Below are 19428 nucleotides of genomic sequence, written 5' to 3' on the forward strand. Positions count from 1 at the left end.
AGTTACCCTTTGACCCGGCAGAGTGCTTCTGCTCCGGCCTGTAATGTCGCGTCGTCTTTGGCAAACGACAGACGGATTAATTTATTGTCTGTGCCATCCATATAAAACGCCGACAACGGAATGGTCGCCACACCGTGTTCGACGATGAGACGTTTTACCATTTCGCTATCACTTTCGTCACTGAAATGTCCGTAACTGGCTAAAACAAAGAAGGAACCGGCGCACGGCAGCAGTTTAAACGGCGAATCCGCCATCAATGACATCAGACGATCGCGCTTCTGCTGATAGAACGGCGACAGTTGCAGATAATTTTCCGGATGTTGCAGGTAATGGGCAAAACCCACCTGCATCGGGGTATCGGCGGCATACATCATAAACTGATGTACTTTGACAATTTCCGTCATCAGCGCGGCCGGTGCCAGCGCATAACCGACGCGCCAGCCGGTGACGTGGAAGGTTTTACCAAAGGAGGAGACAATCACGCTGCGCTGCGCCAGCTCAGGATGCGTCGCCATACCGCAGTGCGGACGACCATCAAACACGATGTGTTCGTACACTTCGTCGGACAACACCACGATATCGGTATTACGCGTCAGTGCGGCCAGCTGATCCAGATCCGCCGGGGTTAACACCTGCGCACTCGGGTTGTGTGGCGTGTTGATGATGATCATGCGGGTACGTGGCGTAATGGTGGCTCGCAGTTCGTCCCAGTTGATGGCAAAATCCGGCACCTGCAATTTCAGGCCAATCGGTTTACCACCCTGCAAACGGACCACCGGCGCATAGCTGTCGAAGGCTGGTTCGAAGAAAATCACTTCATCACCAGGATGCACCAGCGCGGAAATCGCCATATAGATACCCTGGCTGGCGCTGCCGGTGATCAGCACTTCACTGCCGACATCGTACTGCTGGCCATACAACGTATGCACTTTCTGCGCCAGCGCTTCTTTCAGTGCAGGCAGGCCCGTCAGCGGCGCGTACTGGTTATGACCCTCGCGCATCGCTTTGCTGACCAGCTCGACCAACTGTGGATCGCAGGGGAAATTCGGTGCGCCCTGTGACAGGTTGATGGCTTTATGCTGCGCCGAAAGCTGACCAATCACACTGAAAATAGTGGTGCCAACATCGGGTAATTTTGAAGAGGTCTGAACACTTGATTGAAGAGACATCGTAACTCCGCCAGATAGGTTGCATAACCACGTAATAAAATCAGATTTCTATTCAACGGCCTGCTGCTTGAGTCCACAAGCGAATTGTTGTCATAATAGCCATGACTTAAAATCATAGCTTGAGGCTGTTATGTCCCGCTCTGCTCTGCCGCTCAACGCCATTCACGCCTTTCTGGTCACGGCGCGTCACCTGAATCTGACCCGTGCCGCCAGTGAGCTTTGCATTACGCAGGGCGCGGTCAGCCGCAAAATTGCCGCACTGGAGAGCTGGCTGGGGTTCGCGTTATTCGAACGTCACGCGCGTGGGCTGCATCTGACCTCGCAGGGGGCGGCGCTGCTGCCTGAGCTGCAACAGGGATTCGCCATGCTGGTCAATGCCACAGAAAAGGCCAGCCGCAGCAATGTCTCGATACGCCTGAAAGCGCCCACCTGTGCCATGCGCTGGCTGGTGCCGCGTCTGGTGGCGCTGGAGCAACAGCGACCGGACATCCATGTGGCGCTCACCACCACTCTCGATCATGCCTCGCAACTGGATAACTTCGATGCGGCGATTGTCTACGGCATTGCCCCCGCCGAGGCCATCCATTTATTTGATGAGCGTCTGACCCCGGTGCTGGCCAGCAGCGTCACGCCGCCCGCCAGCGTGGCTGCCCTGTCCCGCTTCACCTTTTTACATCCCACCAATGACACCCGCGACTGGCAATTGTGGCTGCATGCACAGCAGGCCAGCGTTCCGATGGCGCGCAACCAGCATTTTGCCACCATGGATCTGGCGATCAGTGCGGCGATTCAGGGATTTGGTGTGACGGTGGCGGATGTGTCGCTGGTGCAGAATGATCTGGTAAATGGTCGGTTGATCGCCCCGTTTGACCACTGCGTCTCTACCGGGGCGAGTTATAGCTTATTACAGCGAGCGGAACGTGATGCGCCACCCTTCCTGCAGGAACTGGTGGCGTGGTTGTGTCAGCCTCAGAATGAAACCCATTCGTCGGTGCTGGCGGATTTGGATTGAGCTACCGGCGGCGCGTTGAGCGCCGGACGGCGTAACACAGGCCCAGCCGGTGGTTTGGCCGCGACCGTAACCGGAGCGCTGGGCGCAAGGCGGAATTTCGCCACTGACGCCTGCAACTCTTCGGTCTGACGTTCCAGCGCGCTGGCCGCCGCAGAAACCTCTTCAACCAGTGACGCGTTCTGCTGCGTCACGCTGTCCATCTCCGTCACTGCCGTGCCCACCTGCGAAATCCCTTTGCTTTGTTCTTCCGAGGCAGCGGCGATGTGCTTCATGATCTCATTCACATCCTGAACCGATTTCAGGATGTCATTCATGGTATGACCGGCATTGTTTACCAGCTCTGAGCCTTTACCGACGCGCTGTACCGAATCTTCAATCAGGGTAGCAATCTCTTTCGCCGCATTGGCGCTGCGCTGGGCGAGGTTACGCACTTCGCTGGCAACGACGGCAAAACCACGTCCCTGTTCACCGGCACGCGCAGCTTCCACCGCCGCATTGAGTGCCAGAATATTGGTCTGGAAGGCAATGCTATTGATGACGTTGGTGATTTCAGCGATTTTCTTCGAACTGCCGGAAATCCCTTCCATAGTGGTCACCACTTCCCCCACCAGACGGCCCCCCTGCTGTGCAGTCCCGGTGGCGGTTTCCGCCAGTGAACTGGCCTGACGCGCGTTGTCGGCGTTAAATTTCACCGTGGCGGTCAACTGCTCCATGCTGGCAGCGGTTTGCTCCAGCGCGGCGGCCTGCTCTTCGGTACGGGAAGAGAGATCGTTGTTGCCTGCGGAAATTTCCGCCGCACCACGGTAAATGTTTTCCGTACCGCTGCGAATGGCGCTTACCGCTTCACGCAGGCTGTCCTGCATCGCGCGCAGTAACGGCACCAGTTTGCCCACACAGTTGCGGCCAAACTCCTGCACCGGCTGGCTGAGATCCCCCTGAGCGATAATGGCGAAGTGATCGCGAATCTTATCCAGCGGCTTAACCAGCATGGTGACGAGGTAGCGATCGGTAAACAGCAGGATCAACAGCCCCACCACTACCGCCGCCAGGATAATGACCTTCGTCACGTTAGTCAGTTTATCGACGTTGACACGCGTTTCATCCAGCTTGATAGCCGCCGCCTGATTAAAACTCTCGGCGCTGGCACCAAACGCACGGCTCAACGCCGGTGTGACATTATTGGCCTGCGCACGGTAAGCCTCCAGCGTGCCCTGCTGCGCCAGCGCGACCTGCGGCGCAATCCCCTCATCCAGCAGTTTTTGCCAGCTGGCGATCACGCTATTGGCAGTGTCCGCATCCATCGGCCCGGGAGCCATCGCTTTAAACTGTTCCAGCTGCTGCTTCATGCTGTCCAGTGCCTGCTGTACCGGCCCAAATGCATCGGCCGGAGGTGTGGCACCTGAGGCACGGATTTCCATCACACGCGACATGCGTGTGACCACACGAAAATATTGATCGTTGCCTTTGCTCAGCACCGTCATCTGATTGACCAACTGACGATCAACCTCGTTGCCGTCACCCAGAGCGTTTAGCGAGTGCACGCTAAACAGGCCGACGACGCACCACAGCAGGCAGAACAGCCCAAGAATGGTTAGCATGACGGCACGAATAGTAAAATTTTTTAAGATACCCATACGAAATCCCTTGATGTGAAACGCAATGGAGGCCCGATAAAATCGGGCATATTGCGTTTATCGGCAGTCGATTCAGAAAATGTACTGGTTTAGTAAGCTAATTAATTGCTGGATCGGCCACAGATACAAAAGGATTGTCTGAGCTAAATCAGAGGGATGCGGAAAAATTTGCCTTAAAAAAACGTTTGCGGAATTTAATCATTAGCAGGTTAATTAAAGTTTCACCATGCTGCGCATCATCAGGCGGAACAAGCGCAGTCGCCCACGCATAAAACGAGGCTGTAACCGCAGGGGATTCTCTTTATCCTGGCCAAACACTAGCGTTACATCTTCACTGGCACGCCAGGCGGGCCAGGCAACGTCACCCTGCAACTGATGGCTGAACGCATTGGCGTCCCGGGCAAACGTCACCCAAAAGGCGCTGACTTTGGCGGCAAAGGCATGGTCGGCTGCGGTATACGTGCGCCCTTCCGGCGGAGGCAGCGACTGAAGCGTATTAAAGACATAGGGGATTTCATTGCCGTGCCAGGCACCGTGGGGATAGAGATCGCGTGATTGTTCGGAAACATAATCGAACCAGTAACGCCAGCCAGGCATACCAATATTATGTTGCGCTTTAACGATCAACAACGGCATCACCGAAAAGGCCATATCACGCGCCACGGCACGTCCCAGCAGGGCGTCATCATGAAGATCGTACAGCCACTTAATCACCTGATAGCTGAAGCGATTTTTACGCCGCAGCTGCTGAAGCACCTGGGTGGCATCGACACCAAAATACTCAAGCACGCTGGCTTCATCGCTATTGCTGCCAATCATCAAGGGCACCCGGTGCTGTTTGCCCGCCAGAAAAGTGGCCAGCATCGGCCGGGGCAACACCGTATCGCCACTGATCGGCACTGGCCCCAGCGCCAGCGGGCGTTGCAACGGCCAGAACGCCTCCGCAGGCAACTCGCGTAGCTCAGAGGCAGAAGCGTTCTCCGTCAGCCCGAAATGCGCCGCCACCTTTTTGCCCGCCTGCTGCGCTTCCGCACGCGGAATATCCGGCAGGCTATAGGCGCTCTGCACAATGCCTTTGTGGAACAATCCCTCGGCCAGCGGGGAACAACATAAAGACAATACGCTACGCGCGCCCGATGACTCACCAAACAAGGTGATATTGTGGCGATCGCCGCCAAATGCCGGGATATTGCGCTGCACCCATTGCAATGCCGCAATCTGATCGAGCAACGCGAAGTTATTCACCATGCCGCCATCGGGATATTCCGCATCCAGTGCCGGGTGGGAAAAAAAACCGAAATGCCCGAGGCGATAATTGAGAGTGACCACCACCACGCCCTGCGCGGCCAGCGCTTTGCCACGATAAGGATCGAGGCTGCCCGCACCAATAGCAAATCCGCCGCCATGCAGCCACACCATGACCGGCAGCGGTCTGGAGGGTTCGATATCAGGCGTCCAGATATTCAGATAGAGGCAATCTTCGCTAAAACGTCCCGGATCACCGCCCCCTGCCGCGACGCAGTAGTCCCGATTTTGCCAGCTGGCGTCGCCCCATGCTGTGGCATCATGCACCCCCTGCCAGGGTTGCAGCGGCTGTGGTGGCCGCCAGCGCAAGGCGCCAACCGGAGGAGCGGCATAGGGTATCCCCTTGAAGACAAAAAGATCATCATCCATTGTGCCTCTGAGTTCACCTTCCGCTGTCACGATCCTCAGACGTCGTTCATTTTTCATCTCGGCTTCCCTGATCATGGATTCCTCCATTATTTGCAGGCCCGGCGTGATTGTCCATGTTGCTGAGGAATTTGCAGATTAAGCCGAAAACCCGCACGCGAGATTCAACATCCCATTCTGATTTTTTGTCGGGTTGCCATTTACCGATTAGATTTAATGTTACAGGTTGACCTGGCGAAATGGAGAAGCGCAATGTTCGGTGGCATTAATCAGCTGTTTACCCGGATGTGTGATCATCCGGACTTCGCTAAATTGTTGCTCCGCCTGACGTTTGGCGGATTACTGTTGTTTCATGGTGAATTTAAAGTCGTTCACGGTGTGGCATGGATTGAGCATCTGCTCACCGTCAGAGGTATGCCTGGCTTCATCGCATACGGTGCTTATATCGGGGAAATTCTGGCACCCGTGATGATGATCATTGGTTTCATGACACGCCCTGCGGCGTTCATTATCGTGATCAACATGATTGTCGCGACGTTGCTGGTCAAAATGGGCGTGGTCTGGCACCTGACGGATGTGGGTGCATGGTCGCTGGAGACGGAAGCCCTTTACACACTTGGCGCACTCGCCATTATGTTTCTGGGGGCCGGGAAATACTCGCTGGTGCGGACTCCGCGCCTGCAATAATGCTACCAAGCCGGTCCGCAGACCGGCTCTTTTTTATGCCAGTCCGCAGCGTACCAGACTGCGCTGCTGCATCTGCTGATACAACACCATTTCATCCTGCACCGCTGCACCCAGCGCGTTTTCAAATGCTTCACGACTGGCATAGCCCGCACTGCGTACCTGGGCTTCATCCCCCAGATTAGACTGGAAAATCCCCGCCGCGCTTACCGGTAAAAAGTCTTCATAAGTGATGGGTTCTGCCAGCAATCGCCCTTCTTTCATCAGCTGCTCCATACTCTCTTCCGCACGCGGAGGAGACTGGACACCTTTTTCCGTTAGCCGATAGCGGAACCACGCCAGCTGCTGTTCCCGCAGGCTGGTTTCATCATCAGGGAAGTCACTGAACACCGCTGCCAGATGTTGCTGATGGTGTTGATTATCAGGAGCGGTTCCCGCTTCGGCCAGCAACTTATCATACAGCGCGCGGCCTTTCGGCGTCAGCGCCACGCCACGCTGCTCGATTTCGCCGAACCGGGCGGTGTGCGTCCCCTGAAAGCCATCCTGAAAATGAACCGGCTCTTCCAGCGCCTTGAAGCTGGTCTGGCGCAACAGAATCGGCACCTGACGTTGCGGTGGGCCTTCGATCAGCGTTTTAGGATCGATACCGCGTGACGGCATCAGCGCCTGCACACGGTCAATGTCCAGCGTGCGCGGGGTCAGGTGGTTGATATGACAACCGCGGAAACACACCACATCGGCGATCAAACGATGTTGCTGGCTCAGCGCACGATAGGTAGCGCTGTCTACCGTGGTATGCGCATGCCAGCGGAAAGTTTCCAGCGCTTCTTTGACAAATAACGCAGCATCGCCAGCGGTAAGCCCCCCCTGATGCTGGTGTTTCGCAATCAGCGCCCGGCAGCCTGGGGTAAAAATATCGCGTGCCGCGAGGATAGCGGCAGCTTTGGCACGCAGCGCCTCATCGTTAATCAACTCCAGCCGCAACAGTGAGGTAAAAACGCGGAAGGGATTGCGCCGCAGCGCACTATCGCTGACCGGGCGAAACGCGGTGGAGTGCACCGGCACGCCAGCCTGTGACAGATCGTAGTACCCCACCGGATACATCCCCATGACGGCAAACATCTGCCGCAACAGGCTTAACTCCGCAGCCGTACCCACACGGATGGCACCATGACGCTCCACGCTTAAGCGGCTGAGTTCATCGGCAGCCGCCAGACGATTTTTCAGGGCGGGATTGGCTTCCAGCGTCCGTTCGTTAACGGCGCTGACCAGCTGCGTCAGAGTGCCATATTGCGGCACCTCTTGCTGGTACATGGCCGACATGGCCTGAGAAAACAGCGTACGAATGGCATCACTGGCGAGAAAGTTGTCCATGATTATCACCTCGGGCTAAAGGGTTGTTGCTACTGTAGATCAACCGTTTAACACCGGGTAACAATTTCGTGGAACTGTGATCTCGCCTGCTTACTCTGGATCGCCAAAGCGAAATTTCAGGACCAGCATCACCGTGGTTAACGCCGCCGGGAGTGCCAGCATCAGGAAGATATGACTGAATGACCAGCCGAGCGACAGCAATTCTGCGCCAACAAAGGCGCTCAGGATGGCACCGACGCGTCCTACGCCATGCATCCAGCTGGAACCGGTCGCACGCGCATGGGTGGGATAATAACTGGCAGCAAGCGCGTTCATGCCGGTATTGGCGCCGTTAAAACAAAAGCCGCTGCAAAAGGCGATGCCACTCATCAATCCGACCTCGGCCGGGGAGAAGCCGAGGACGATAATCGCGATACCGCCACAAAAATAGATCACTGCCAGCGCCAGGTTGGCATTGACGCGGTCCATCAGCCAGCCAGCGAACAGTGAACCCAGGGTGCCGCCAGCCTGGTACATCGCGGTGATGATTGCGGCTTCGGTAACCGACATCCCCAGCGTATTCACCAGTGACGGCAGCCAGCTGCCAATCAAATAAACCAGGAACAGCCCCATAAAATAACCGCCCCACAGCATCAGGCTGCCAAACAGGTAACGGCGGGACACGACGGTGGCTATCGCGCCATGACGTGCTGCGGGTGGCTCGGCACTGTGAAAATGGCTATTGGCTTGCACTGCGCCCGGCATCATACGATCGAGAATGGCATGTATCCGTGCCGCAGGTGCCCGACGACTGATAAGAAAACGCACTGATTCCGGTAAACCGTGTAGCAAGAAAGGCAGTACCACCAGCGGCAGCACACCGCCAAGCAACATCACCGCATGCCAGTTATAACGCGGCAGCAGCCATGAGGCGGCAAAACCACCTGAGGCGGCACCGAAGGTGAAACCGCAAAATACCACGGTAATAATGAAGGAACGACGGCGTTCAGGGGCGTATTCCGCCACGAGCGTACCCACGTTGGGCATGGCCGCGCCAAGGCCTAATCCGGTCAGGAAACGGAACAACATCATCTGTTCGATGTTTTGTGCCATCGCAGTGGCCAGTGTCCATATGCCGAAGAACAGTACGCTTTGTAGAATCAGCAGGCGGCGACCAAAACGGTCGGCCAGTGGCCCCGCCACCACAGCACCCAGTGCCAGCCCCACCAATGCGGCGCTAATGACCATGCCGAGTTGATGATTGCTGACTCCCCAGGCAGCTTTGAGCGTCGGTGCGATAAAGCCCATCAGTGCGATATCCATACCGTCCAGCGCCACGACAATGAAGCAGAGCGCAATCAGGCGCTTTTGCCGGCTACTGAATGCGCTCTGATTAATGAGCTGGCGGACATCTACTGCTTCAACGCTGGTCACGTCAGAACCCCTGCTTCGGCTTACCGATTTAAACATCAGTTTTGGTAAAAAAAACGGCGCTTATGATAGCTCATCGTTAACAATAGCGGGCACTAATTTTGAATGTAATTGAGAATTATTCAGGATTTGTGATCTTAACCCTCTGATATTACAGGCGGTGATAATGTACCCGGCAGCTTAATATGCGGTATTTCCCATGATTACAGCGACTTATGCGTTTAGCGCAATACAATCTAAAATTGTTAATATAATTTTGCAGCAAGGTTAACAAAATTTCAGTTTGCCAGTTGCTTGCACGCTGGAAATCTCATTAAGTGTGAGGTTATGGACAAAAATATCCTTTTCAATCAGCGCATTCGCTTGCGCCACTTACATACCTTTGTTGCGGTAGCGCAGCAGGGCACCCTTGGCCGGGCAGCAGAGACTCTCAGCCTGAGCCAGCCTGCGCTATCGAAAACCCTCAACGAGCTGGAGGAACTGGCAGGTGCCCGTTTATTTGAACGTGGCAGACTTGGTGCGCAACTCACCACCCTGGGGGAACAATTTCTTACCCATGCGGTGAAGGTGCTGGATGCATTGAATCATGCCGGGCAGAGCTTCAACGCCCCGCTGCCAGGACGCCCAATGGTGATTCGTCTTGGCGCGCTGACGACGGCAGCGATGGGTATGCTGCCGCAAATTCTCGATCGTTTTCATCAGCAGCAACCCAACACCACGGTTCAGGTGGCAACCCTGCATAACAACGTACTGCTGGCGGGTTTACGGGCCGGGGAATTTGATATCGGTATTGGCCGCATGGCCGACAGCGAAATGATGGCTGGCCTGACTTATGAGTTGCTGTTTCTGGAGTCGCTGAAGCTGGTAGTACGCCCGGAACATCCGTTATTAGGTGACAACGTCACACTATCACGCGCCATGCAATGGCCGGTGGTGATCTCCCCGGAGGGCACGGCACCACGCCGTATCGCCCAGCAGATGCTGGATGATCAGGACTGCTCCCTGCCCGCCAACTGTGTTGAAACCTCTTCCACCTCACTGGCGCGTCAGCTGGCGCTGCGTTACGACTATGTGTGGTTTGTGCCGTCCGGAGCCATTAAAGAAGATTTGAGCCATAACGCGCTCTGCGCCCTGCCCATCAGTTCCGTTGGACCTGGCGAGCCGGTGGGTATTATCACCCGCACCGGTAATACCTTAAGCCTGAGCGCAGAAGTCTTAATGGCGACGATCCGTAAGTTCCACAGCTAGCGGCTGCGCTTGGCATGCCGTTCGCGGTTATCCAGGCGCGCCTTATCCGTTTTACGTAATCCAACGTAGAGCGCTCCCGCGCCGCCGTGCTGCGGTTGTGCCACGCAAAAGGTTTGCACTTCATCAAACTGTTGTAGCCAGCGAGCGAGGTAACTGCGCACGATATTGGCGTGCGATTCATCCTCCCGCCCCTTACCGTGAATGATCAGCAGATTGCGTAACCCCTGCTTGCGCGCCTGCATCATAAAGCTGAACAACGACTGGCGGCAGGTTTCTACCGGCTGACGCAGCAGATTGAGACTGGCATCCAGTGGGTATTTGCCCAGCCGCAGCTTATCCAGCACCCCTTGCTGGATACCGTCGGCTTTGTGTTCCAGCGGCGTCCCAAGGGAAATAATCTCCAGAAAGCCACGCGTGAGAAAGTTTTCCTGTTCATCATTGCGTTGTGCCACCCGTGGCGCTTTGGTGGACGGTGTGCGCAGCCACTGGGTATTGGCGCAATCTTTCAACGGTGTTACATCACCCATGGCATCCCGGAAAAGGTCATCATCATCAAGGTTCATGGTTTTTTCCCACATAACAATTCAGCGAAGAAAGAGTAGCAAAAGCTTTCTGGCATCACATCTGTCACTTTTTGTACAAAAACCCAGCAACGGGTGGTGCAAAAAAGTGTCAACAAATCGTTCCAGATCAAAAAACACCCTTGCGGAATTTATCGGCAAATAGCGGAATTAGCGCTGATCAACTATTTTTGTGTCACCCCCACTTTTTTTGAGGATTATTACTGCTCGGATGAGTGCCCTTTGCACGGAAAAATGTTAAAATTGACCACAGTCAATAATCATCGAGCGTAGACATTATGATCCCGGAAAAACGCAGCATTCGACGTATTCAGTCTGGCGGTTGTGCCATCCATTGCCAGGATTGCAGTATCAGCCAGTTGTGTATTCCCTTCACGCTGAACGAGCACGAACTGGATCAGCTGGATAATATCATCGAACGCAAAAAGCCGATTCAGAAAGGCCAGACATTGTTCAAAGCCGGTGATGAACTGAAATCTTTATACGCTATTCGCTCTGGCACCATCAAAAGTTACACCATCACTGAACAGGGTGACGAACAGATTACCGGCTTCCATCTGGCAGGTGATTTGGTAGGTTTTGACGCCATTGTCAGCGCCCATCACCCCAGCTTTGCCCAGGCACTGGAAACCGCGATGGTGTGCGAGATCCCGTTTGAGACTCTCGACGATTTGTCCGGCAAAATGCCTGCCCTGCGTCAGCAGATGATGCGCCTGATGAGTGGCGAGATTAAGGGCGATCAGGACATGATTCTGTTGCTGTCGAAAAAGAATGCTGAAGAACGCCTGGCGGCCTTTATCTGGAACCTGTCACGTCGCTTCGGTCAGCGCGGTTTTTCCCAGCGCGAGTTCCGGTTGACCATGACGCGCGGCGATATTGGTAACTATCTGGGACTAACCGTAGAAACCATCAGCCGTTTACTCGGTCGTTTCCAGAAAAGTGGCATGCTGGCGGTAAAAGGCAAATATATCACTATTGAAAACCATGCTTTGCTGGCAGAACTTGCTGGTCAGACTGAGCAGGCTGCCTGACACTCAGCCGGATCGATAAATGTTATTTTATTGATCCGGCAACAACTTTTTCCCTTCTGCACTGTCCTAACTTAGGCTATCTTTATCCCAACTTGCTTTGGTTTTGAGGAGATTGCCTTATGTCCCGGTACCAAAATATTCTGGTCGCGATTGATGCACAGCAGGACGATCAACCCGCGCTGCGGCGTGCGGTTTATCTCAATCAACGCATCGGCGGAAAAATCAAAGCTTTCCTGCCTATCTATGATTTTTCATACGAAATGACCACGCTGCTGTCGCCTGATGAGCGTGGCAATATGCGCAAAGGCGTGATAAGCCAGCGTACCGAGTGGATCCGTGAACAAGCCCACGCCTATTTAGAGGCGGGGGTCGATATTGAAATCAAGGTGATCTGGCATAACCGCCCCTTTGAAGCGATTATTCATGAGGTCATGACCCATCAGCACGACCTGGTGCTGAAGATGGCGCACCAGCACGATCGGCTGGAAGCAGTGATCTTCACCCCCACCGACTGGCATCTGCTGCGTAAATGCCCTTGCCCGGTGTGGATGGTTAAAGACCAGCCGTGGCCGGAAGGCGGCAAAGCGCTGGTGGCAGTGAACCTCGCCAGCGAAGAACCTCATCATGATGCCCTCAACCAAAAGCTGATTCAGGAAACCACGGTGCTGGCGGAAATGGTTAACCATACCGAAGTGCATCTGGTGGGTGCCTACCCGATTACCCCGATAAACATCGCTATCGAACTGCCGGACTTCGATCCCAGCGTTTACAACGATGCGATTCGCGGCCAGCATCTGGTGGCGATGAAAGCGCTGCGGCAGAAGTTTTCCATCAGTGAAGAGTTCACTCATGTGGCAAAAGGTTTGCCGGAAGAAGTGATCCCCGATATCGCAGCCCATCTGGGAGCGGGAATTGTGGTGCTGGGTACCATAGGCCGTACCGGATTATCTGCGGCGTTCCTCGGTAATACTGCTGAACAGGTGATCGACCATCTGCGTTGCGATTTGCTGGCGATTAAGCCGGATGACTTTAAATCACCCATCGAACTCGATGATGATGACGAAGAAGACGACGACGAATAACAGGCTGTGCACGCTGTCGAACAACCCGCGCGATAAATCGCGCCGTTACGAATAATGAAGGGCGACATATGTCGCCCTTCTGGTTTTTACAATGCGCGCAGGATGCCTTCTACGCTGGCCTTCGCGTCACCAAACAACATCTGGGTGTTGTCTTTGAAGAACAGCGGGTTCTGCACACCGGCATAGCCAGTATTCATGGAACGTTTGAAGACAATAACGTTCTGCGCTTTCCAGACTTCCAGCACTGGCATACCCGCGATAGGACTGCGTGGATCTTCCTGCGCTGCCGGGTTCACGGTGTCGTTCGCACCGATAACCAGTACGGTGTCGGTATCGCTGAAATCATCGTTGATCTCATCCATCTCCAGCACTACGTCATACGGCACTTTGGCTTCCGCCAGCAGTACGTTCATATGACCAGGAAGACGACCGGCCACCGGGTGAATACCAAAACGCACTTTGATACCGCGTGCGCGCAATTTCTCGGTGATTTCCGCCACCGGATACTGCGCCTGCGCCACCGCCATGCCGTAGCCGGGGGTGATGATCACTGAGGTTGAGGATTTCAGCAGCTCTGCGGTTTCTTCAACATTGATCTCACGGTGTTCACCGGCCTCTTCGCTTTCACCACCGACGCTGGTATCCGTACCAAAGCCACCGGCAATCACGCTGATAAACGAACGGTTCATCGCCTTACACATAATGTAAGACAGGATGGCACCGCTCGAACCCACCAGCGCACCGGTGACGATCAACAGGTCGTTGCTCAGCATGAAACCGGCCGCCGCCGCTGCCCAACCTGAATAGGAGTTCAGCATGGAGACCACTACCGGCATGTCAGCACCGCCGATAGAAGCCACCAGGTGCCAGCCAAATGCCAGCGCGATCACCGTCATCAGCAGCAGCGCAAATACCTGTGCACCGGTACTTTCCGTGCGGACAAACCACACCAGCAGCGCAAATGAAACCACCAGCGCCAGCAAATTAAGCTTGTGGCGATGCGGCAGCATCAGCGGACGCGATGAAATTTTACCGCGCAATTTGCCAAAGGCGACGATTGAACCGGTGAAGGTGACCGCACCAATAAAGATGCCGAGGAACACTTCGGTCAGATGGATGTTTTCCATCACCGCCGAAAGGCCCGGTGCGTGGTCGAGGTAGCTGTTAAAACCTACCAGCACCGCCGCCAGACCAACGAAACTGTGCAGAATAGCAACCAGTTCCGGCATTTCGGTCATTTCGACTTTCTTTGCCAGACGGACACCAATTGCACCGCCGATCACCATCGCCAGCAGGATCCAGGCAACGTGACCGCTGTTGGGACCAAAGATGGTTGCGAGTAGCGCGAGAGCCATCCCGCTCATGCCAAAAATGTTACCCTGCTTTGAAGTCTCATGTTTAGAGAGACCGGCAAGGCTGAAAATAAACAGAATCGCGGCAACAATGTATGCTGCAGTGACTAATCCGCCAGACATGTTGTTACCCCTTAATTCTTACGAAACATTTTCAGCATGCGCTGGGTGACAGTAAAGCCACCAAAGATGTTGATACTGGCGATCAACACCGCGATAAATGCCAGCAGCGTAACCCAACCGCCGTGCCCCATCTGCAACACTGCGCCAACCACGATAATGCCGGAAATGGCGTTGGTCACGGACATCAGCGGGGTATGCAGCGCGTGGCTGACGTTCCACACCACGTAGTAACCCACCACGCAGGAGAGCGCAAACACGGTAAAGTGCGACAGGAATTCCGGCGGCGCGACGTTTGCCAGGCAGGCGAACAGCACCACGGCCAACGCCAGCAGCACAAATTTACGCCACGGCGATGCCGGCTTTTCTTCGACTTTTTGTTTCGGGGCCGCTGCAGGCTGCGCGGCTTTCGGTGCAGCGGAAACCTGAATCGGCGGGGCCGGCCAGGTCACTTCGCCGTCACGGATGACCGTTACACCACGAATCACCACGTCTTCGAAATCGACAGTGATTTGACCGTCTTTCTCTTTACATAGCAGTTTCAGCAGGTTCACCAGGTTGGTGCCATACAGCTGAGAAGACTGGGTCGGCAGACGGCTTGGCAGATCGGTGTAACCAATGATCTTCACGCCGTTGCTGGTCAGCGTGACCTGATCGGCGACGGTCAGCTCACAGTTACCGCCGGTTTGCGCCGCCAGATCGACAATCACGCTTCCCGGTTTCATGCTGGCAACCATCTCTTTGGTAATCAGCTTCGGTGCCGGGCGGCCCGGAATCAGCGCCGTGGTGACGATGATGTCCACGTCTTTTGCCTGTGCGGCAAACAGTTCCATCTCCGCCTTAATAAAGGCTTCTGACATCACTTTGGCGTAGCCGTCGCCGCTGCCCGCTTCTTCCTCGAAATCCAGCTCAAGGAACTCGGCACCCATACTCTGTACCTGTTCCTTCACTTCCGGACGGGTATCGAATGCACGCACGATAGCGCCCAGACTACCCGCCGCGCCAATCGCAGCCAGACCAGCCACGCCCGCACCAATCACCATCACTTTGGCGGGAGGCACTTTACCTGCCGCCGTGATTTGCCCGGTAAAGAAACGACCAAATTCATGCGCGGCTTCAACAATGGCACGATAACCGGCAATATTCGCCATCGAGCTGAGTGCATCCAGCGCCTGGGCGCGGGAAATACGTGGCACGGAGTCCATCGCCATCACGGTGACGTTACGTGCCGCCAGTTTTTCCAGCAGCGCCGGATTCTGTGCCGGCCAGATAAAGCTGACCAGGGTGCTACCTGCACGCGTCAACGCGATTTCGTCATCGTCGGGCGCATTCACTTTCAGCACGATATCTGACTGCCACACCTCAGCGGTGTTGCTGATGCTGGCACCTGCGGCAACAAAACTTTCATCATCAAAACTGGCACGAATACCTGCGCCCTGCTCGATGGTGACGCTGAATCCCAGCTTGATCAGTTGCTCAACGGTTTTCGGCGTGGCGGCCACGCGCGATTCATTGGCTAACCGCTCTTTGGGTATCCCAATTAACATACTGTTTCCTTTCATCGGTTAAAGGATGAGGGTCTGTAAGCGGCACAGGCTCAGGTAACTGAAACAATGTTTCAGCTACTTATGAGCGAAATGCGCAATGTAACAAAGTCTTTATAACCTACTGAAAATATGAATAGCGATCCACAGTGATAATGCATACTTATGACATTCACACAAATATTCAGAAGCAAAGATTGAATGCCACGTTTTGCCACTGCATTTTGGTCATATTAAAAAATTATATGCTGTGCAAAATCGTGTCACGGCGAATTTAGTGTTATTAAAAACCTTTATTTAACAATACTTTAACTATTGCAGCACTAAGTGTTACCAGATTTAGTGGTAACGCGCACAAAAAAACGCCATAGCAGATAGTGATGACAGTCCAATGAATAATCCGGGTAGATTGTCAATCTGTGTCGGATAAATTGGCTGAGACAGGCTGATTATTACATGTAATAATCAGCGGCTAATCTGTTATACATCAAGAGTCCAGCACGTTTTCGTACTCATTTTTGCGTAAGGCGAAGGATCATTTTATGAAGCTTAAGAACACTATTCTGGCGTCCACCTTGTTATCACTGCTGGCAGCCAATGCGTTTGCTGCGCAGGAACTGACGCCGGAAAAAGCGGCCGCGTTGAAGCCATTCCAACGTATTAATATCACCGGCCGTTTCAACGCGATTGGCGACGCTGCTGACGCCGTATCAAAACGTGCTGATGAACTGGGCGCAGCCTCTTACTACATTCAGGGCATCAACGACAGTAACGGCAACAGCGGTAACTGGCGTGTTACCGCTGATCTGTACCACGCGGATGCACCTGAAGCATCAAAGCAGACTGAATACCTCAGCTACAATGGCGTAAAAGCGCTGCCAAAAGCAGAAGCTTACCGTCTGGAGCCGTTCGATACCGTTTCCGTCAGCGGCTTTTTCCCCAGCCAGCCGGATGTCAACGACGCTATTTCTAAAGCAGCGAAAGAGAAAGGCGCGGCCTCTTTCTTTATCGTTCGTCAGATCGATGCCAACAATGGCGGTAACCAGTACGTCACCGCTTATGTCTATAAAGCCGATGCCAAAGAACGCAAAGTTCAGAGCCCGAACCTGATCCCTGCTGATTCTGAAGCGGGTAAAGCCGCACTGGCCGCAGGTGGTGCTGCCGCGAAAAACGTTGAGATCCCGGGCGTTGCCTCTTCAGAAACCCCAACCACTAAAGTGGGTCGTTTCTTCGAAACCCAGACCTCCACCGGTGAGCGTTACACGGTAACCTTAGCCGACGGTAAGAAAATTCAGGAAGTGAACGCGATTACCGCAGCACAGATGCAACCGTTTGATACCGTGACCTTTACCGGCCACTTCGGTTCACCGACTGAAGTTTCTGAAGAAGTGGCGAAACGTGCCGGAGATAAAGGGGCGAAGTATTACCACGTCACCCGTCAATGGCAGAACCAGAGCGGCGGCAACCTGACCGTCACCGCAGACCTGTTCAAGTAATCTTCAGGCAGGGCGGCACTCGTCGCCCTGCTATTTGCATAAAAGCTAACCATCTCTGCATCATCATTCATTGCCTTCCCGCTACGCACTCCGTAAAATCTGCCGCCTGATTTTCAGGGCATTCCGTTTCAAAGCCGACGATTTGTCGCGTTAATATCCAACGGAATCGTTTTTACCCAGCATACTCTGCTGCTCAGGAATGGCGTTTTGGATAAAAAATTAGGTCTTAGTGCACTCACCGCGCTGGTACTCAGTTCAATGCTGGGAGCGGGTGTTTTTAGCCTGCCACAAAATATGGCCGCCGTCGCGGGTCCGGCGGCGTTGCTGATTGGCTGGTTAATTACCGGTGTGGGAATTCTGTTTCTTTCCCTGGCGATGCTCTTGCTGACACGCCTCAAACCCGAGCTGGATGGCGGTATCTTTACCTATGCCCGTGCCGGGTTTGGCGAGCTGATGGGGTTCTGTTCGGCGTGGGGATACTGGCTTTGCGCGGTCATTGCTAACGTTTCCTATCTGGTGATTGTGTTTTCTGCGCTGAGCTTTTTTACCGATACGCCCGATCACGTGGTGTTTGGGGATGGTAATACCTGGCAGGCGATGCTCGGTGCATCGGTGTTGCTGTGGCTGGTCCATGCGCTGGTGCTGCGCGGCGTGCAGACGGCAGCCAGCATCAATGTGCTGGCGACACTGGGCAAACTGGTTCCGCTACTGCTGTTTGTGGTGCTGGCGGTAATGGCATTTAACTATGATCGTTTTCGCCTCGATTTTAGCGGTGTTGCGCTCGATAAACCGCTGTGGGAACAGGTGAAGCAAACCATGCTGATCACCCTTTGGGTGTTTATCGGTGTTGAAGGTGCGGTGGTGGTCTCAGCCCGCGCGCGCCATAAGCAAGATGTGGGTCGCGCGACAATGCTGGCAGTGCTGGCCGCGCTGCTGGTTTATCTGCTGGTGACGCTGCTGTCGCTGGGTGTGGTACCGCGCGCGGAGCTGGCGCAAATGCGTAATCCCTCGATGGCCGGATTGATGCAACATCTGATCGGCCACTGGGGTGATGCCGTCATCGCCATCGGCTTAATCATCTCGGTGTGCGGCGCCTATCTGAGCTGGACCATTATGGCCGCTGAAGTCCCGTTTCTCGCCGCGCAATTAGGGGCTTTTCCGCGCAGCATTGCCCGGCAGAACCGCCATAACTCCCCCGCTGCCTCGCTATGGCTGACCAATGGCAGCGTGCAGGTGTGTCTGATTCTGATTGCCGTCACTGGCGCGGATTACAATACTCTGCTCACCATCGCCTCGGAGATGATTCTCGTGCCTTACCTGCTGGTCGGTTTGTATCTGATCAAGGTGGTTCGCGGACAGCAAAAGCCCCTGGCGATGCTGACGGGCATCGGTGCCAGCCTGTACGGTATCTGGCTGTTGTACGCGTCAGGTCCGTTGCATCTGCTGCTGTCCGTGGTGCTGTATGCGCCGGGTGTGCTGTTGTTTCTATATGCGCGCCGTGGCGGCCGTGCCAGTCAGACGCTGTCACAGCTGGAACGTATCGCTATCGTCTTGTTAATCGCCGCATCACTACCCGCCGTGTGGCAGCTGACAAATTAATGCGGTTGTCCGGGGATGGTCACGCACAGCAGGTCACCCTGCTGTGTCAGATTGAGCGGCTTACGGTATTCCTGATGGATGGCGTCAAGCTGCTCCGCTGACAGCGGATAAGGTAACTGGATATCGAAACGGCTGATGTGCTGCTGTTCAGCCAGGGTGATCAGGCGCGCAATGTTGATCTCATCACTGACCTGAGTTGAAATGATTTGTAATGCTAATTCTTTCAGATGATCGTCGCTGGCCTGTAGACTGTGCGCTGATTTACGGGTGACCATGCCAAAAATGGGCAACACACCATAGATGGCGTCAACGAAGCTCCAGCGTTTTTTGCACGAGGCGGAAAGGAAATCACTGTAATTGAAGCAGATGCGGTCACTGTATCCGGCTGAAGCCAGCTCTTTATCAGACACCCTCGCACTCC

16 protein-coding genes are annotated in these 19428 nt (G+C 54.6%); 7 read left to right on the top strand and 9 right to left on the bottom strand.

Going from position 1 to position 19428, the window contains the following annotated elements; all coding sequences use genetic code 11:
• Positions 1-2: 2 nt before the first annotated feature.
• Entirely contained in the window at positions 3-1169 is a 1167-nt protein-coding gene (locus AC6I8X_RS10300) for a methionine aminotransferase (RefSeq protein ID WP_497839752.1), read from the bottom strand.
• 130 nt (positions 1170-1299) lie between these two features.
• Here AC6I8X_RS10300 and AC6I8X_RS10305 point away from each other — a divergent pair, with 130 nt between their 5' ends.
• A complete protein-coding gene (locus AC6I8X_RS10305) occupies positions 1300-2181 on the top strand; it encodes a LysR substrate-binding domain-containing protein (RefSeq protein ID WP_299453698.1) in 882 nt (293 codons plus the stop codon).
• Here the strand turns inward: AC6I8X_RS10305 and AC6I8X_RS10310 are convergent.
• Both AC6I8X_RS10310 and AC6I8X_RS10315 read right to left on the bottom strand, forming a co-directional pair.
• The gene (locus AC6I8X_RS10310; RefSeq protein ID WP_497839753.1) at positions 2139-3815 is read right to left on the bottom strand and encodes a methyl-accepting chemotaxis protein; all 1677 of its coding nucleotides are present in this window, start codon (positions 3813-3815) and stop codon (positions 2139-2141) included. The genes AC6I8X_RS10305 and AC6I8X_RS10310 overlap by 43 nt on opposite strands.
• Before the next feature lie 213 nt (positions 3816-4028).
• Positions 4029-5546, bottom strand: a complete 1518-nt coding sequence (locus AC6I8X_RS10315) for a carboxylesterase/lipase family protein (protein ID WP_497839754.1) — start codon at positions 5544-5546, stop codon at positions 4029-4031.
• A gap of 192 nt (positions 5547-5738) precedes the next feature.
• On the opposite strand from AC6I8X_RS10315, the gene AC6I8X_RS10320 reads away from it, so the two are divergent.
• Complete coding sequence (locus tag AC6I8X_RS10320; protein ID WP_084874956.1) at positions 5739-6173, top strand: DoxX family protein; 435 nt, start codon at positions 5739-5741, stop codon at positions 6171-6173.
• A gap of 33 nt (positions 6174-6206) precedes the next feature.
• Here the strand turns inward: AC6I8X_RS10320 and hglS are convergent, their stop codons facing one another.
• Together hglS and AC6I8X_RS10330 are read right to left on the bottom strand one after the other, a co-directional pair.
• Positions 6207-7544 carry a 2-oxoadipate dioxygenase/decarboxylase HglS gene (hglS, locus tag AC6I8X_RS10325; protein ID WP_497839755.1) on the bottom strand — a complete coding sequence of 446 codons (1338 nt, stop codon included), beginning with the start codon at positions 7542-7544 and terminating at the stop codon, positions 6207-6209.
• 90 nt (positions 7545-7634) lie between these two features.
• A complete protein-coding gene (locus AC6I8X_RS10330) occupies positions 7635-8957 on the bottom strand; it encodes an MFS transporter (RefSeq protein WP_497839756.1) in 1323 nt (440 codons plus the stop codon).
• A 324-nt stretch (positions 8958-9281) separates the two neighbouring features.
• On the opposite strand from AC6I8X_RS10330, the gene AC6I8X_RS10335 reads away from it, so the two are divergent.
• The gene (locus AC6I8X_RS10335) at positions 9282-10202 is read left to right on the top strand and encodes a LysR substrate-binding domain-containing protein (RefSeq protein ID WP_313686125.1); all 921 of its coding nucleotides are present in this window, start codon (positions 9282-9284) and stop codon (positions 10200-10202) included.
• Here AC6I8X_RS10335 and smrA read toward each other — a convergent pair.
• A complete protein-coding gene (gene smrA, locus AC6I8X_RS10340) occupies positions 10199-10765 on the bottom strand; it encodes a DNA endonuclease SmrA (protein ID WP_497839757.1) in 567 nt (188 codons plus the stop codon). The genes AC6I8X_RS10335 and smrA overlap by 4 nt on opposite strands.
• Positions 10766-11061: 296 nt before the next feature.
• On the opposite strand from smrA, the gene fnr reads away from it, so the two are divergent.
• Both fnr and uspE read left to right on the top strand, forming a co-directional pair.
• On the top strand, positions 11062-11814 hold the full coding sequence (fnr, locus tag AC6I8X_RS10345; protein WP_084874964.1) for a fumarate/nitrate reduction transcriptional regulator Fnr: 753 nt from the start codon (positions 11062-11064) through the stop codon (positions 11812-11814).
• A 119-nt stretch (positions 11815-11933) separates the two neighbouring features.
• Positions 11934-12896 (top strand): universal stress protein UspE, encoded by a 963-nt coding sequence (gene uspE / locus AC6I8X_RS10350; protein ID WP_084874966.1) that lies wholly within the window; start codon positions 11934-11936, stop codon positions 12894-12896.
• 86 nt (positions 12897-12982) lie between these two features.
• Here the strand turns inward: uspE and pntB are convergent, their stop codons facing one another.
• On the bottom strand, positions 12983-14371 hold the full coding sequence (pntB, locus tag AC6I8X_RS10355) for a Re/Si-specific NAD(P)(+) transhydrogenase subunit beta (RefSeq protein WP_299453667.1): 1389 nt from the start codon (positions 14369-14371) through the stop codon (positions 12983-12985).
• Positions 14372-14382: 11 nt separating this feature from the next.
• On the bottom strand, positions 14383-15915 hold the full coding sequence (gene pntA, locus AC6I8X_RS10360) for a Re/Si-specific NAD(P)(+) transhydrogenase subunit alpha (protein ID WP_497839758.1): 1533 nt from the start codon (positions 15913-15915) through the stop codon (positions 14383-14385).
• 539 nt (positions 15916-16454) lie between these two features.
• Between pntA and ydgH the strand changes: the two genes are divergently transcribed.
• A complete protein-coding gene (ydgH, locus tag AC6I8X_RS10365) occupies positions 16455-17408 on the top strand; it encodes a DUF1471 family protein YdgH (RefSeq protein WP_208715146.1) in 954 nt (317 codons plus the stop codon).
• A 207-nt stretch (positions 17409-17615) separates the two neighbouring features.
• The gene (locus AC6I8X_RS10370; RefSeq protein ID WP_497839759.1) at positions 17616-19007 is read left to right on the top strand and encodes a basic amino acid/polyamine antiporter; all 1392 of its coding nucleotides are present in this window, start codon (positions 17616-17618) and stop codon (positions 19005-19007) included.
• Here the strand turns inward: AC6I8X_RS10370 and AC6I8X_RS10375 are convergent.
• Positions 19004-19417, bottom strand: coding sequence for a hypothetical protein (locus AC6I8X_RS10375; protein WP_084874976.1), 414 nt, complete (start codon positions 19415-19417; stop codon positions 19004-19006). The genes AC6I8X_RS10370 and AC6I8X_RS10375 overlap by 4 nt on opposite strands.
• Positions 19418-19428 lie beyond the last annotated feature (11 nt).

This window comes from Pantoea sp. X-Soil-TKNS-1280, from assembly GCF_059730475.1.